This window comes from Colwellia sp. Bg11-28, from assembly GCF_002836245.1.
GTDB classification, from domain to species: domain Bacteria; phylum Pseudomonadota; class Gammaproteobacteria; order Enterobacterales; family Alteromonadaceae; genus Colwellia; species Colwellia psychrerythraea_A.
Genome location: NZ_PJBA01000006.1, coordinates 141,882 through 157,241, shown reverse-complemented (window position 1 = coordinate 157,241; position 15,360 = coordinate 141,882). Strand labels below are relative to the sequence as shown.

Below are 15,360 nucleotides of genomic sequence, written 5' to 3'. Positions count from 1 at the left end.
AACTTCGCTTTAACAATAAATTTAGACTTTAAAAATAGCTAAATAAATTGAAAAGTACTGTTAAAAATTAACAGTTACACCTGCATAAGCACGACGACCAACTAGGTCATACATCGGATTATTAGTCCAACCTTTCGGTAATTTATCAAAAATATTACGAAGGCCCGCATTCACTTTTACATTTTCGCTAACAATGTAGTTAAATGATAAATCATGGGTGGTAACTGAAGGAATATAACCAAACTCTTGGTCTTCAGCAATATCACCACCAGGAGATACATCATAAGTTACTACGCGATCAATATAACGTGATTGCCAAGTAACTGATAAATCATCTAAGTTATAAGTCGCTGAAATACTTGCTTGCCATTCAGGATCACCTGTTTCACCAACTTCAACATTGATTTCATCAGGACGGTCTTGGAACTCAAATTGTTCTAACTCAAGCAGTTTATTTACGAATAATTTTAAATATAACTCACCTGGAGCACCCAAACTATCAAGTGCAAAGTTATAACGCATCTCTACATCAATACCAGAAGTATTATAGGCAGATGCATTTAAGAAACCAGAACGAACTAAGTCAATATCACCCGATGTTGGGTCACGATCAACAGCACCACAATAAACCGCATCAGGACCGCCAGTTGCATCGACACAGTTATCAGCAATATCTTGTGCTTTTACTTCAATAATTGCATCTTCAATTTCAATATCGTAGAAATCTAATGTAACCGAGAAGTTTTCTAAGTAACTAGGCGTCCATACTGTACCGATAGTAAGTGAAGTTGACTCTTCAGGTGTTAACGCATCATTACCACCAGATAAAGTATCGATGCTCACATTATCATTTGCCTCAAATCCTACAGGAATACCTAGTGCAGCACAGTTACTTACGCGATCTGGATCGTCAAAAATGTTATCAGCATCACACGGATCGCTTACACGTGCAAACCCTGGTGATGTTGGGCTAAAGGCTTCAGAAATGTTTGGCGCACGAACCGCTGCTCCGTAAGTACCACGGAAACGTAAGTCTGCAATAGGAGCGTATACCATGCCTACTTTCCATGCATCAACAGAGCCCGCATGAGAATAATCAGAATAACGGTATGCACCATCAAGTGTTAACTCTTCAGCTAAAAACTTTCCTGATAAAAGCGGTAAGCTAACTTCAACGAACATTTCAGTTACGTCATACTCACCAAATTCATCTGGTGTTGCAGAGTTAGTAGTTGCACCACTTTTAGTTAATTCATCTGTAATCGTTGATGAAGATTCAGTACGGTACTCAAAACCAGCGGCTATACCAACAGCACCACCAGGTAGTTCGAAGAACGCACCAGTATCACCAGCTAAACTACCACCAATCACCTCTTGCTTAATAACATCTTTACGCGTTACATCGGCAGAAACCCAATCTAATGCTTCAGGAGAAGATTGCGCAAAACCAAATGGGTTATAAGCAACACAACTACCAGCATCAACCGTAGCAGGATCACTGTAATCAGCATCTTGAGCGCTTTCTAGCTGACTACGACAAACAGCCTTTCCAGTATCAGGGTCGATAACTGAATCAATACCTGCAGCTAAGTTCCCCGGAATCAGATCATTTTCACTTACACGGTTGTTACTTGTTTCACCATAGACATAAAATAATTCATAATCTACATCAGTATCACCTAATGAGAAGAAACCATCGAAGCCACCTACAAAACGGAAAAGATCACGAGTATGATTAGAAGAGCGATTACCAAGTTCACCAAAGAACTTAGCCATAGAAGCAGTACCAGTTCCACCAAGTTCAGCTCTTGCTTCATCACTTAAGAAAGCGTTATCTGCAACATTAATATCTATACTACCGAAACGGAAGCTAGGTTGAAACTGCTGCTGAATGTCAGCTCTGGTATATTTAACATCACCAAAGAAATTGATATTCTCTGTGATTTCATAGTTTATGGTTGAACCGATTGTAGTACGTTGCACGCCAGGAATATAGTTCTCGTATTGCTCAGTGAAGAAACCTCGGTCACCACAACCTGCTTCCATTTCACCAAAAGCAAAACTATTATCTAATCCACGTGAACAAGCATCTTGTCTGTTACCGTCTTTATCAAACGTAAAACGATCGCCACTGAATGGATTCATGACACCGAAATCATTGATCATTTCAGAGCCAACGTTAGGTCGACGGAACTTATCAAAAATACCATCTTCTTCGCCCGTATTATCAGGGTTATTTACAGTTCCCCAATTATCCCATTGGCGAACAGCTGAAGACATCACTTCAGTGGTATCTTCAATACCAGCGAAGAAAGTAATATTACCTCTACCATCAGCTATATCGGTACCGCCTAACACATTAAAAGTATAGTTTTCATTACCAACACTTTCAGTTGAGTTACCACCGGTCAAATTAAACTCTAAACCATCAAAGTCTTTTTTCAAGATAACGTTTACAACACCTGAAACAGCATCTGAACCATAGACAGCAGAAGCACCACCGGTAATAACTTCAACACGCTCTATTAGTGCTGCAGGAATTGTTGATAAATCAACCTGAGCAGAGCCAGGAGAGCCCGCAACATGACGTTTACCATTAATTAATACTAAAGTACGTTTAGTTCCTAAACGACGTAAATCAACAGAGCTAACACCAGCTTCAGCGCCATCATTGTTATTACCAATAATAGTACTTGTTGCGCCAAGTGCTGGTAATTCGGCTAACATACTACCAAGATCTGGGTTACCGAAGCGCACTAACTCTTGCGCATCAATTGTTAATATAGGAGATGGTGTTGATAGTTCTGCTCTTTTAATTCGTGAACCAGTAACAGAGATTCGCTCTACTGATTCAAGTTCTTCCGCCTCGGCTGCAAAAGTTGGTACTGATATTGTTGCAGCTGCACTAGCACTCACTATCATAGCTAGTCGTATTGCTTTAGCTACTTTACTATTGTTATACATGTTTACTCCCTGGATCACATAAGTGATTGGTTGTTTATTTGTTTGTTTGTTTTTATTACGAAAAGACTCAAGGCTATACTGCCTCGTTTATCTCTTATCAAGTCGTAAGACCTGACCAGTCAGTTAAGATAGTAAACGGGGATTAGCGGAATCGTCAACACTATTTGTAACAAAATAGTAATAATTTTAACATTTAGATACATTAACACTCATATCAGAAACAATTAAACACAACGAACAAAAATAAAAATAAACTTTACTTACAACAAGTTAAATAACAAAAAGTTCTTTTTATTGATATTATAATAAAGCGCCTGAAACAACTGTAAAAAAAACATTAATGCATTTACAATTAAGTAACAAGTATCAACTTTTAAAATAATAAACAGTAAAAACATGAGCTTAGGTCTTATGAAAAATACCAGTGAGATCTAAAACTCTAATTAACGGACAAATAAAAAATAAAAAAATACATAATAAAAACAAAAGCTTAACCTAACAAAAAGAATTCCACGTAAACTTTTAATTACAAAGGTAACATTTTAATGCATTACAAAGTTTATTTACTACTGAAAATGATGGGGTTTTCTATATGTTGAAAAGGGGGGGGGGATTTAATAGATGGGCTTTGAAAACGAAAAACGAGCTAAATAGTTTAGAAAAGCTATTATCTCGATTGGGCATTATTAGCTCAATGGTTTTTTAAAGAAGTTTTGTCTAATCTTCAGATGATGTTCATAACCACTATGTAAAACAAATTAAACAAATTAAACAAATTAAACAAAATGATATCTTGGCTAATTTTGAACAAAACTACGATTTAATTTTATTGTTGATGTAACATCTGTGGTTTAACTCGATGCCAAAACGTCATATCTGACATTAAAGTCGACATAGAATTTTTCACCATACTCAGAATTTTTCTGATATGAAGAGTAAAATTATTACTGTATTTTTTAAGTATTTTTGATGTAAACAGAATAGAGGGATATATAGAAATTGGGTGGCAACCCAAACAGCCACACCTCGGCACATGAGTCGTCTGCTGCGGTTGCTTCCTTCCGGACCTGGCCGAGTTCACAGAGTATCATTGCGAGGGGACCGAAAGGGTCACCATAGAGGCTTTAAAAACATCTTGTCCTTAAAGCGGCGCAAATTATCGCTAATCATTCGAACAGATGCAAGTAGAAGTTAGAAAAAAGCGACTACTTGATTGTTTTTCACTCTTATTATCGAAATTAATCTTTCTTTTCTACTCGCTTAGCTAGTTTTTCATTAATTTCTAATAATACTGACTTAATAATCAATAGATTTTCTTTGCCAATACGCAACAGAAGTTTATCACTATCCTCTAATGCTTCTAATTGAGGATCCTTATATTTATACATTACACTGGTTCGAGTTACATCCATGGTTGATTTAGGCAAATCCATATCAAGTACTCTGGTTATTGCATCTTGCAGTGTGTAGGTAAAATCTTCTTCATACCCCAATTCATTGTATGCCTCATCAATCAATGGCTTCATATCAATATACCAATTAACTAGCGTTGTGCTGTCCACAGAGCGGAGCAGATCAACGTATAGATCAAAACGCTTGCTTGTCTTACTATCCCATTGCCATACATTTTGTTCGCTATCAACATTGATTGATTGCTCATCAACAGAGAACTTCTCTTTAGGCTGAATAAAAAGGCTATGTTCATAGGCCAGCTGTCCTTGGGCAAAGTTATCAGTAAAAACGACAAAACGGCGAATAATATCTTCCGTAATCAGCAGTGGTAACAATTCATTTCGCCAAGTTAAATCAGGTAATTTCGTTTGCAACCAATCATCACTTTCATCTAATTTTGGTAAAGTGATAGTCACTTCTTGTTCTATCGGCTCCACATCTTCGACAACGACTGTAACCGGTGACTCTATAAGCGCTTCATCATCTTCCTGCTTTTGTGTTGACTGAGAAGCAGGTATCACTGGCTCTTGTTTTAATAATTCACTTGAATCTATAGGACGCTTTTCAATTTTTCCGCCTGAAAATTGCCATAAAGCGACAGCTACTAAGATTAAAGTAACAATAAAAATAATAAGTGGACCCGAGTTTCTCTCTCTCTTGCCCTGCTCTAGTTGTTGTGTAGGTTCTGAATTGTCCATTGCCATCCGAATTATTTTTGTTAATGCTGAGTAGGTATTATTGCAACGCTTTTTGTCTTGTGATGCAACCATCAAAACGTTTTTTTATTGTTTTTTATGTGGTTTTTTGTATTATTTATTATTTCAGAATATGTATTACTTAAAAATAGCCGACTTCTTTACGGAAGGCCATTTAATATCAATATTTTTAAAGTATCTACGAGACTTGAGCCCTATCACTGTGCGTCTGACTGGTTCTCTGGTAAAGCATTAATAAAAGCAGGCAATTCATTACAGTTTTTGACTATTTTATTAATTATCGGGTAAGCGCTCATATCAACGTTAAATCGATGCGCATTATAAACTTGCGCCACTAAACAAATATCAGCAACACTCACGGTATTGGCAAAACAAAACTGCCCTGCACTGCTCGCTAATTGCTTTTCTATTGCGATAAAGCCAACATTCATCCAGTATTCAACCCATAACTGCTTCGCTTCTTCTGTTATATTTAATGAGTTAGTTAAATATTGCTGCACCCGTAAGTTATTGAGAGGGTGAATCTCGCAAGCTATATCTAACGCTAAAGCATGTACTTTCGCTCTACTTTTTGCCTCTTTGGGATATAAATAGTTTTCGCTGTTGGTTTGATCTAAATAATCAATAATAGCCAAAGATTGGTTTAATGAAAAATCACCATCAACTAAGGTTGGCACTAAGTGATTTGGGTTGAGCTCACTGTAGGTATTATGGTGCTGTTCTCCGCCATTTTTAACAAGATGTACTGAGATTGACTCAAAGGCAATACCTTTCAAGTGCAGTGCAATTCGGACACGATACGCTGCTGTTGAGCGCCAATAGCCATAAAGTTTCATAGTGTTTCCTTCATATGATTATTATTCTTTACAAACAAAAATGCTAATTACCTGACCTAGTTAACTACTATAGTTAACCCTGTGTTGATAATTAGCATTTTTTTATTATTTTTAAAAAGCTGACTTTAAGTCTATGTATAAGCTTACGGCAACTTAAAAATTACTGCGCTTTATACTCAACCACTTTTTGATCAATTGAGCCAAAAATACTTGCGCCTTCATTATCAAACATTTCAATGCGAACAGTATCGCCAAAACTCATAAACGGGGTAGTTGGCTTACCATCCGCGATTATCTCTAACATACGTATTTCAGCTAAACAGCTTGACCCTACTGAACGGTCATAGTTTGAAATCGTACCTGATCCAATAACACAACCAGTTGAAAGTGGACGTGTTTTTGCAGCATGGGCAACAATCGTTGGAAAATCAAATGTCATGTCTACTCCGCAATTCGGTTGGCCAAATAGCGTTTCATTTAGATGTGTAGTCAATGGTAGGTGTAATTTTTTGCCATCCCACGCATCGCCAAGTTCATCAGGCGTTACTGCTACTGGAGAAAAAGCACTTGAAGGTTTTGATGCGAAAAAGCCAAAACCTTTCGCTAATTCACCTGGAATAAGATTACGCAAAGAAACATCATTTACCAACATTAGTAACTTAATATGATTCGCTGCTTGCTCTACCGATATCCCCATAGGCACATCATCAGTGATCACAGCCACTTCAGATTCAAAATCAATGCCATACTCTTCGCTAGCAATTGAGATATCATCACGTGGACCAATAAATGCGTCTGAGCCGCCCTGGTACATTAGAGGATCTGTCCAGAATGTTGCAGGCATTTCAGCATTTCTTGCTTTACGTACTAATTCAACATGGTTTACATAAGCACTACCATCAGCCCATTGATAAGCTCTAGGTAACGGTGATTCACATGCTTCTTGTTCAAAAACTAAAGTATCAGTAATTTCATTATTATTTAGCGATTGATAAACTTCAGCCAATTTTGGTGAAATCTCACTCCAATTGTCAAGAGCAGCTTGTAATGTTGCAGCAATATGACTAACTACTACCGCTTTATCCAGAGCACGGTTAACAACTACCAGTTGACCGTCGCGTGTATTATTCTTAAGTGTTGCTAGTTTCATTCTTAAACCTTTCTAATAGTTATCGATACATTTAAAGCATAAAAGTATGGTACGAATTTTTTCACTGACAACCAAGCAATAGTGGCAGCTTAGTAAAAACAATACGGAAAATTTTCTTTACGGCTTTTATTACACTAGCAAACTGCCGAAAACACACGCATTTATGCCAAGTTATACCAACTCAATTAATTAAAATTAAATTTTCACAGTCTTTTTATTAATATCATATTCACGTAACTTGTTTGCAATTGCAGTATGACTAAGGCCAAGCTTTTTAGCGAGTTGTCTAGTACTTGGGTAAGCTGGATACAATTTACGCAATAAATCGGCTTCAAAGCTTTTAACTGCAGCATCTAGTGTTCCTTCGAACTCTTGTTCTAAATAACCGTGTTCACGGGTATAAGCTGGTAGCTGTAGGTGTGTAGTTTCAATTTCATCCCCTTCCAGCAACGAAGCAGCACGTGTCAGTACATTTTCTAACTGACGGATATTACCTGGCCATGGATAATGTTCAATAAAATCACGACAGTCATCGCTTACCTTCAGATGGGTACGGCCAATTTGCTGTGCGGCTTTGATAATAAAAAACTCAGCAAGTGGTAAAATGTCGCTACGACGCTCTCTAAGAGCGGGTAATGTGAGGCCAAATACGTTTAATCTATAATAGAGATCTTCTCTAAAATCCCCTATTGAAACAAGATTAAGTAGATCTTTGTTGGTAGAGCTAATGATACGTACATTCACCGTAACTTCTTGCTCAGAATCCACACGTCTAAAACTGCCGTGTTGAATTACTCGTAATAATTTACTTTGTAATTTGGCTGACATTTCGCCAATTTCATCAAGGAATACAGTACCGCCATCGGCAAGTTCAAAGATTCCACGCTTACTTGACTCTTGCTCTTTTTCACCGACACCAAATAATTCAGACTCTGCAACATCATCAGGCAATGCGGCACAATTTAACGTCATAAAAGGATTTTCTGCGCGTTCACTAGCACCATGACACGCTCTTGCTAATAACTCTTTACCGGTACCCGTTTCACCCATAATTAAAATTGAAGAGTCGAGTGACGACATACGTTTAGCTTCGCGAATGACTTTTCGCATTGCGCTTGAACTTGCTTGAATACCTGAAAAAGTATTCTCATTAGGCTGTTTAAAAACATTCATTTGCTGGCCAAGTCGTGCTTCAGACTTTAAAATTAGCACAGCGCCAGCAAGTACTTGCTTGTGTTCTTCATCAGCAACGTGAATTGGCATAATATCAGCGACAAAGTCATCGCCTTGGAATTTCAAACGTCGAGTTTGAGCAAGTACATCATTGGCATCTAACCAACGATTAAAGTTGAAACCTTTCAACCACAAGCTAATGTGTTGACCAACTAGAGACGTTTCGCTCTCACCAATAATACTCGAGGCGATGGTGTTAACAATTCGGATATTGCCCTTTCTGTCAATTGAGATAAAGGGGTCTGGAAAGGTTTTAATTAAGGTAGCAAGTTCATTTCTTTCACGCTCAGATGGCATGTAAGGGGCCGTTTTTACATCACCTACTCCTTCAAGCAAGCGTAATTGCGGCATAAATGTTTGCAAATCAGAGAAGTCTAAACTGGGAATATTAATAAAAATACGCCCAGGCTGCATTAACTCAATGCCACGTACATTAATGCCGTGTTCGACAAATATACCTAATACTTTTTGTCCCATGCCAACACGGTCATGACAAGTAATTTCCAAACGCATTCAATAGCCCTTAATCAAGAATTTAACTCAAGAATTCAACTCAAGAATTTAAATCTAGAGTTTAAAGAAAGGGCTATTGTAAACTAATTTTTACGATAATAAAGCACAACATTAACCAAGTTACATTTTGTATAATATGTTGTGGTATTATTTGGCTAGTTATTCTACTAGAATGATTTAATCACCCAACTGATCTGTTTTTGCTGCACAAATAAAATCATTCTTGTGCAAACCACCAATTGAGTGTGTCCACCAAGTGACGGTAACTTTACCCCATTCAAGTAATATTGACGGATGATGAAATTCACTTTCTGCTAACTCAGAAACTTTATTAGCAAACGCCCATGCTAACTTATAATTTTTAAACTTGTATTCACGTTCAAGCATCATGACATTATCGCGCACTTGTGGCACCCAATCAGGAATTAATCCGATAAGCTCTTTGAGTTCTTCGTCACTAACTTTTGGCGCATCAACATGACAAGCTTCACAAACTTGGCTCGCTAATTTGTTGTTTGATTGTACAGTCATTATTTATCCTTAATAAATTCTTTAGGTTATATACCCAAGCTACTTAAAGGTACGTGTTTCAGAACACCTGAGCGATTCCTGATCAAGCCGCCTCATTTAATTAAGGGTTATTCCCTTAAAAAAGGAGGCAACGAAGAGCATGTTTTGCTCAGACATCCCTCACAGGGCTGGTTTTGAAACACTTTATGCTGCGTTATTAATTTCGACAATAGAATAACTATTATCTTCAATCAATGCCTTGCCTAAAGACGTTTCTAATTCCAGCTAAAACCTGCATCTTCATGTAGTTTGGTTATAGTAATAATTATTATTTAATCATCACTGAGTTGGCATTTTTTACATTTTTTTATAGAAATATTAACTGGCTTGTTTCACCGGAAATTTAGCATCGTGCAAGCCGAGTGCCTCTGCTTGGGTAACCAGTTCCATGATGTCATCAACTTCAAATTTTCGAATCTCATCTAAATCAGAAACTTTGGTTAACATATAATAAATTGGCTGCATAATATCTATTCGATAAGGTGTTCTTAATACATCTAATATATCAAAAGGCTTACGGTCAACGTCAGTATTATTCATGGCGTAATCGGTTTCCCCAGGAGAAGATAGCACCCCACCGCCGTATATACGTAGGCCTTTTGGTGTATCAAGTAAACCAAATTCAATAGTAAACCAATACAAGCGTGCTAAAAATACGCGTTGCTCTTTAGTCGCATTCAAGCCCATTTTTCCATAAGCTTCAGTGTAATTTGCAAATGAAGAGTTAGTCAGTAATGGACAATGACCAAATATTTCATGAAAAATATCGGGTTCCTGTAAGTAATCCATTTCTTCCCTGCTACGTATAAAAGTAGCTACAGGAAATTTCTTTTCAGAAAGTAATCTAAAGAATTCGCCAAAACCTATTAATGCAGGCACAGGGTAACATTCCCAACCAGTAGATACTTTTAAGACCTTACTTACCTCATCAAGTTGAGGTATGCGGTCAGTTGGTAAGTTTAATTTTGCTAAACCTTCATGATATTCATCACACGCTTTATCTTTAATGCATGCAATTTGACGAGTGAATAGCTCTTGCCAAATTAAGTTTTCTTCGGTTGACCACTCTATGAAACCATGTTCATCAGGTACCTTCGAAACATACTTTGTTCCTTTTGCCATGTTATTTACCTTTCTTCTTAAGCGACGTTGTGATCGTTTTTATATAATAATTTTTATCATTAACGCCTTTACGCTGAGGTGTTAACGAATTAAATTTTTGTTTTGTTACTGTATTCATCTTAAAACATCTAGGGAGATAAAATAAAGCAACACGAAACGGTCAAAAAACAAACAAAGGCATTTGTTGTACATGAAAGGTTACATGATTAATTACAGCACAATATTATTGTGCTGTTATTTTTTTGATGGGCTGACTAAAGCTTTAATTTGCTGAGCAATTTTTTTACGGACTTGTGTTAACTTTGGTTTTTCTTTAAAAGGTATAGGTCTGCATAGCTCCATTGTTTTAGCGCCTAATCTTGCAGTGAGCATTCCAGCACCCAATCCTTGGGCAAACCGGGCAGATAACTTACCTAACAACTCAGCACCCAACATATCACTGCCAAAATCAGCAACTAACTCGCTAGCGCCAGCATAAGCCATATTAACAAAGACTTGTTTTATTAACTTAATACGACTCCAATACCCTAATTTTAAGCCGTAAAGTCCTGCAATTTTATTTATCATACGTAAATTACGCGATAACATAATCAACATATCTATTAAAGCGACGGGGCTTAGCGCAATTAAAACAACCGCTTCGGTAGAGAATTTTGCAACTTCGTTTAATGCTTTTTCATCAACTTTACTTAATACCACTCGTGAATACAGTTGAACTAATTCACTAGAGCTATAATCAGCTGCTAACGCATCATGCCAAACTTGCTGTTCTTTGGGGCAGTCAAAAACCAAATCGCAGGGTAAGTTATTGCTAATGTTTTCACAAAAATCTTTCCCTCGTTTATTTGAATGCTCCGTTAATTGTTCTGAATCTATTAACAGCAGCTCTGTTGCTTGCTGTTTCATTTTTTGACGATTTTTAAATTGTTTCAGCCCTATGAACTCACGCCATAGATAATTTGTGCTTACTAAGGTTAACGAAGCTAATAACAACGCATAAAGACTAGTAATTATTGGCGATTGTTCGAATCCTACGATAAAAAAATCAACCGCTTCAATCGCGAGTAAAATGACAAATAAAGTCCCTATTGTTCGCCACAACCATGAACGTTTACCGCCCTGTACAACATCAATATCTTGATGAAGTTGCTCATCGTCAAGCTCAGTTTTTCTTACTTCATCGAGTCCATTTTCATCAAGCGACATAGGCAGGTAGGTATCGTTATCAAAAACAACTTGTTCGGTGAAAGTAGCACCAGCCTCCCCGTCTTTGAACTGGCCTTTACTTTGCTCTGTGACAGAATCACTTTCGCTAAAAAGAATTTGCTGCTGTTGTAAGTTTTCATTATCTTTAGTGGTCATATCATTTTATCTGCTAGTAAAAACTGTAAGACTTGGTCCATTCGTACATGTGGTAAACATTGTTGTTTATTAAGTCCACTTAATGGTGCGAACTCTATAAAATTAAAGCTATTCGATTGCCAATAATCATCGTTAGGTAACTGACTAGGAACCGCGCCTGGAAACACAGTGATTTTTTGACCAAATATTCCTGCCGATTCTTCCAAATTAGCGTGACCTATACTTTGACCTTGAATGACAGGAACATCGATTCCTTTATGTTTACTCATACCTGACTGGGTTGCTTTAACAGAAGCAATAGCTAACGTTTTAACTTGTACTGACTCGTAGTTTAAATGCTGCTTATTCTGGTGAATCAATTGATTTAGTAATGCCACCAATGGACCATGTTGCTCAGGAGTAACGTGGTCAGCTTTGGTGGCACCAAAAAGTAGTTTATCGATTTTTGGTGAAAATAAACGAGAAAAAAAGCCAGACTTACCATAATTATAACTTTCTAAAATCATCGACATCGCTAACTCTAGATCGGCAAAACTTTCTTTCCCTTTATTCAATGACTTTAAACAATCAGCAAGTACTATTTGTCGATCGAAACGAAGAAAGTGCTCACGATAGAATTTACGTACAACCTGTTCTTTGTATTCCAAGTACCGTGACCGCAGCATGCCAATAAAACTATCATCAGGGGCATTTTGATAGTCATTAGCATCAAGTTTATCTAAACCAGGGAAAGGGAAAAACTCTAAAATAGGTGCTCCTGCTAAGTCGCCGGGCAATATAAATCGTCCAGGCTGGATAACTGACAAACCAAGTTGATGACGAAAAGTGTGCAATAACGCGGTATATTCTTGCGCTAATTCCGATAAAAGCTCTTCACTAGCGCAAGCAAAAGGGTCTATTTCATTTAGCTTAGCTAAGAAACTATTACTATGATCTGCCCGTGGCGAACTTATCATTAACGAATAGGTTTGCTGTGACCATTCTTGATACGTTTGTTTGAGCATGGGTAAATCAAGTAACCACTCACCTGGGTAGTCCGTAATATCTAATGTCAGTGTGGCCATGTCCGTGGCATATTTTAGTATTGAATTTTTAGGCTGATACCGAATAGCTAGGCGCAATTCACTGATACCATGAGTCGGTTCAGGCCAAGTTGCAGGCTCTGACGTTAAAGCGGAAATTGCTGAGTCATAATCAAACCTTGGCACATGGTAGTGTTTTTGTGGCACACGCTTAGCCGCAATAAAGTTACCATTATGTACAGGGTCAAAAAAGCTAAGTTTAGTGCCATTACCTTCATTGATTAATTGGTTCACCAGCGAAGTAATAAAGGCTGTTTTACCACTACGGCTTAACCCAGTAACTGCCAAAGTTACATGCTGATCGAGAGTGCGATTGAGTAACTCATTTGCTTTATGCTTTAGCTTATCTAAGCCACGCTTTTTCAGTGTTGATTTACTTATTAATGCCATAACGAATTGATAACTTATAAATTTAGATCTGCTTTGAACGTAATTTTATAATAAGGTCTTTTAATTAAAATTACACCTGATTGATTGATTTTTATTAGAAATATAGCGCTTAGCTAAAGGAATGAACTGCCTTATACCCATGATACTTCAAGATGCGTGTTTCAGGACGCCTGAGCGATTCATGATCGAGGCGCCTCTTTTTATTAAGGGTTGTTCCCTTAAAAGTAGATGCAACGAAGCGCATGATTTGCTCAGACATCCCCGTAGGGCTGGTTTAGAAACGCTTTATGCTACGTTATTGATTTCGATAAGAGAACAACCATTATTTTCAATCAATGCCTTGCCTAAAGGCGTTTCTAATTCCAGCTGAATCCTGCATCTTGAGGTAACATGGGTATACTATTCATAAATAGAAAAGCTGTCTACTGACAGCTTTCTTAACATCTACAGCTTATTAATTTCCCTAGAAACCGTATACTCAGCTGATGTAACATATTGCTCCATCGCTTGTACTTTTCCTTCTAGCAAACGAAACTTACGACGAATATCATAGAGAGCTTGCTTAGGTGGTTCACCTGCTTGCCAAATTCGAGCTTTCACTTTGATTGACTCATTGCTTACATCAACGTTTTTCTTTCCTTGTTGATGGCGCTTTGCATACTGGCTTTCACCTGGTTCGTGATTAGCATTCGTTGCTTTCTCTGGCGCTTTATCCAGAATAAACCAAGCCGCTACATATCCTAAGATAAGAAACGGCATGCCAAACAACACACCTGATACCACTAATATTCTAACTAACCAAGTTTCCCAACCGAAGTAATCTGCTATGCCAGCACAAACCCCTGCTATCTTTCCTTGCTCGGCGTTACGATATAATTCACCTCTTTTTCGATTCATAATTTGGTTCTCCAGTTTGGGGTCTCCACATCTAAAATCGCTTCGAGGGTTTGAATCCTATCAGCCATGGTATCTGCAACTTCGGATAATTCTGATAATTGAATATACTCTTCCTGGCTTAAACCTTGGCTAACTTGCTTTTTACTGCGGTAATGCAAAACCAGCCATATTGGAGCAACAATAATCATAAAAATAATGACGGGTGCGACAATGATCTCTTCCACAATACTTCTCCTTTATTCTATTCTACCGATAGTTTTATTTGTGTTTTCTTGATGTTGTGATGTTATTTTTGCTTGGTTTTCATCTTAGCTTTTAACTGCGCTAATTCATCATCAACCATTTCATCTGATTCAAGTCCTGCTATTTCGTCTGCCAATGACTTGCTACCTAGATCATATGATTCAATTTCCGCTTCAATATCATCAACTTTACGCTCATAATGATCAAAACGACTTAGGGCATCATTAACACGAGTACTGTGAATATTCTCTTTTACTTTTAACCGAGAGCTCGCAGATTTCTCACGAATAACAATAGCTTTTTGACGTACCTTGGCATCGCTCAGCTTATCTTGTAATTGCGAGATTTCACTTTGTAATTTACTGAGATGTTCATTGGTATGTGCTAACTCATCGACTAACGCTTGTGCACTCTCACTGCTCTTTTTCTTTTCCATTAAAGCAGCACGAGCTAGGTCTTCTCGATCTTTACTCAAAGCCAGTTCAGCTTTTGCTTGCCATTGTTCAGCATCTTGCTCAAGACGGCTCACTTGGCGAGCTAATTCCTTTTTATCTGCCAATGTCTTTGCTGAGCTAGAACGCACTTCAACTAAGGTATCTTCCATCTCTTGAATGATCAAGCGTACCATTTTTGCTGGATCTTCAGCTTTATCTAATAAATTATTAATATTAGAATTAATAATGTCGGTGAATCTTGAAAAAATACCCATAACAACTTCCTCAACTAATGGCTAAATCATGCCAAACTGTATTTACTTTGCTTAAACTAAGCATTAACTTAGCGTTGAATTACTTCTTTAAGACATTCATGTTTCACGCCAACTTTCAAAA

General features: G+C 37.5%; 11 protein-coding genes, 1 other RNA gene and 1 pseudogene. All 13 read right to left on the bottom strand.

Annotated elements, in window-relative coordinates; translation table 11 throughout:
- Positions 1-60 precede the first annotated feature (60 nt).
- The 13 genes and pseudogenes from CXF79_RS07690 to pspA all read right to left on the bottom strand — a co-directional run bounded on the left by CXF79_RS07690 (position 61) and on the right by pspA (position 15,239).
- Positions 61-2,964, bottom strand: a complete 2,904-nt coding sequence (locus CXF79_RS07690; protein ID WP_101154552.1) for a TonB-dependent receptor plug domain-containing protein — start codon at positions 2,962-2,964, stop codon at positions 61-63.
- Positions 2,965-3,974: 1,010 nt separating this feature from the next.
- Positions 3,975-4,071: signal recognition particle sRNA small type (ffs, locus tag CXF79_RS07685), an RNA gene on the bottom strand.
- 131 nt (positions 4,072-4,202) lie between these two features.
- Positions 4,203-5,114: a DUF3014 domain-containing protein gene (locus CXF79_RS07680; RefSeq protein WP_232769106.1), complete on the bottom strand. Its 912-nt coding sequence runs from the start codon at positions 5,112-5,114 to the stop codon at positions 4,203-4,205.
- 215 nt (positions 5,115-5,329) lie between these two features.
- The gene (maiA, locus tag CXF79_RS07675) at positions 5,330-5,968 is read right to left on the bottom strand and encodes a maleylacetoacetate isomerase (RefSeq protein ID WP_101154550.1); all 639 of its coding nucleotides are present in this window, start codon (positions 5,966-5,968) and stop codon (positions 5,330-5,332) included.
- Positions 5,969-6,128: 160 nt separating this feature from the next.
- Positions 6,129-7,118, bottom strand: a complete 990-nt coding sequence (locus tag CXF79_RS07670) for a fumarylacetoacetate hydrolase family protein (protein WP_101154549.1) — start codon at positions 7,116-7,118, stop codon at positions 6,129-6,131.
- 195 nt (positions 7,119-7,313) lie between these two features.
- Positions 7,314-8,864, bottom strand: coding sequence for a transcriptional regulator TyrR (tyrR, locus tag CXF79_RS07665; protein ID WP_011044517.1), 1,551 nt, complete (start codon positions 8,862-8,864; stop codon positions 7,314-7,316).
- A 177-nt stretch (positions 8,865-9,041) separates the two neighbouring features.
- A complete protein-coding gene (locus CXF79_RS07660; RefSeq protein ID WP_011044518.1) occupies positions 9,042-9,395 on the bottom strand; it encodes a 4a-hydroxytetrahydrobiopterin dehydratase in 354 nt (117 codons plus the stop codon).
- Between the two features lie 357 nt (positions 9,396-9,752).
- A pseudogene (gene phhA, locus CXF79_RS07655) lies at positions 9,753-10,571 on the bottom strand (phenylalanine 4-monooxygenase); the annotation flags it as partial.
- A gap of 219 nt (positions 10,572-10,790) precedes the next feature.
- Positions 10,791-11,918: a YcjF family protein gene (locus CXF79_RS07650; RefSeq protein ID WP_101154547.1), complete on the bottom strand. Its 1,128-nt coding sequence runs from the start codon at positions 11,916-11,918 to the stop codon at positions 10,791-10,793.
- Positions 11,915-13,390: a YcjX family protein gene (locus tag CXF79_RS07645; RefSeq protein ID WP_101154546.1), complete on the bottom strand. Its 1,476-nt coding sequence runs from the start codon at positions 13,388-13,390 to the stop codon at positions 11,915-11,917. Before CXF79_RS07645 ends, CXF79_RS07650 begins: the two co-directional genes overlap by 4 nt.
- Positions 13,391-13,834: 444 nt before the next feature.
- On the bottom strand, positions 13,835-14,287 hold the full coding sequence (gene pspC / locus CXF79_RS07635; RefSeq protein WP_011044523.1) for an envelope stress response membrane protein PspC: 453 nt from the start codon (positions 14,285-14,287) through the stop codon (positions 13,835-13,837).
- Positions 14,284-14,511, bottom strand: coding sequence for an envelope stress response membrane protein PspB (gene pspB, locus CXF79_RS07630; RefSeq protein WP_011044524.1), 228 nt, complete (start codon positions 14,509-14,511; stop codon positions 14,284-14,286). The genes pspC and pspB overlap by 4 nt, the downstream gene beginning before the upstream one ends.
- 62 nt (positions 14,512-14,573) lie before the next feature.
- Positions 14,574-15,239, bottom strand: a complete 666-nt coding sequence (pspA, locus tag CXF79_RS07625; protein WP_101154544.1) for a phage shock protein PspA — start codon at positions 15,237-15,239, stop codon at positions 14,574-14,576.
- Positions 15,240-15,360 lie beyond the last annotated feature (121 nt).

Excerpts from the sequence above, each read along its gene's own strand:
- pspA (WP_101154544.1), bottom strand. The coding sequence starts at position 15,239 with ATGGGTATTTTTTCAAGATTCACCGACATTATTAATTCTAATATTAAT.
- CXF79_RS07690 (WP_101154552.1), bottom strand. The coding sequence starts at position 2,964 with ATGTATAACAATAGTAAAGTAGCTAAAGCAATACGACTAGCTATGATA.
- pspC (WP_011044523.1), bottom strand. The coding sequence starts at position 14,287 with ATGAATCGAAAAAGAGGTGAATTATATCGTAACGCCGAGCAAGGAAAG.
- CXF79_RS07670 (WP_101154549.1), bottom strand. The coding sequence starts at position 7,118 with ATGAAACTAGCAACACTTAAGAATAATACACGCGACGGTCAACTGGTA.
- CXF79_RS07645 (WP_101154546.1), bottom strand. The coding sequence starts at position 13,390 with ATGGCATTAATAAGTAAATCAACACTGAAAAAGCGTGGCTTAGATAAG.
- maiA (WP_101154550.1), bottom strand. The coding sequence starts at position 5,968 with ATGAAACTTTATGGCTATTGGCGCTCAACAGCAGCGTATCGTGTCCGA.
- tyrR (WP_011044517.1), bottom strand. The coding sequence starts at position 8,864 with ATGCGTTTGGAAATTACTTGTCATGACCGTGTTGGCATGGGACAAAAA.
- CXF79_RS07650 (WP_101154547.1), bottom strand. The coding sequence starts at position 11,918 with ATGACCACTAAAGATAATGAAAACTTACAACAGCAGCAAATTCTTTTT.
- CXF79_RS07680 (WP_232769106.1), bottom strand. The coding sequence starts at position 5,114 with ATGGACAATTCAGAACCTACACAACAACTAGAGCAGGGCAAGAGAGAG.
- CXF79_RS07660 (WP_011044518.1), bottom strand. The coding sequence starts at position 9,395 with ATGACTGTACAATCAAACAACAAATTAGCGAGCCAAGTTTGTGAAGCT.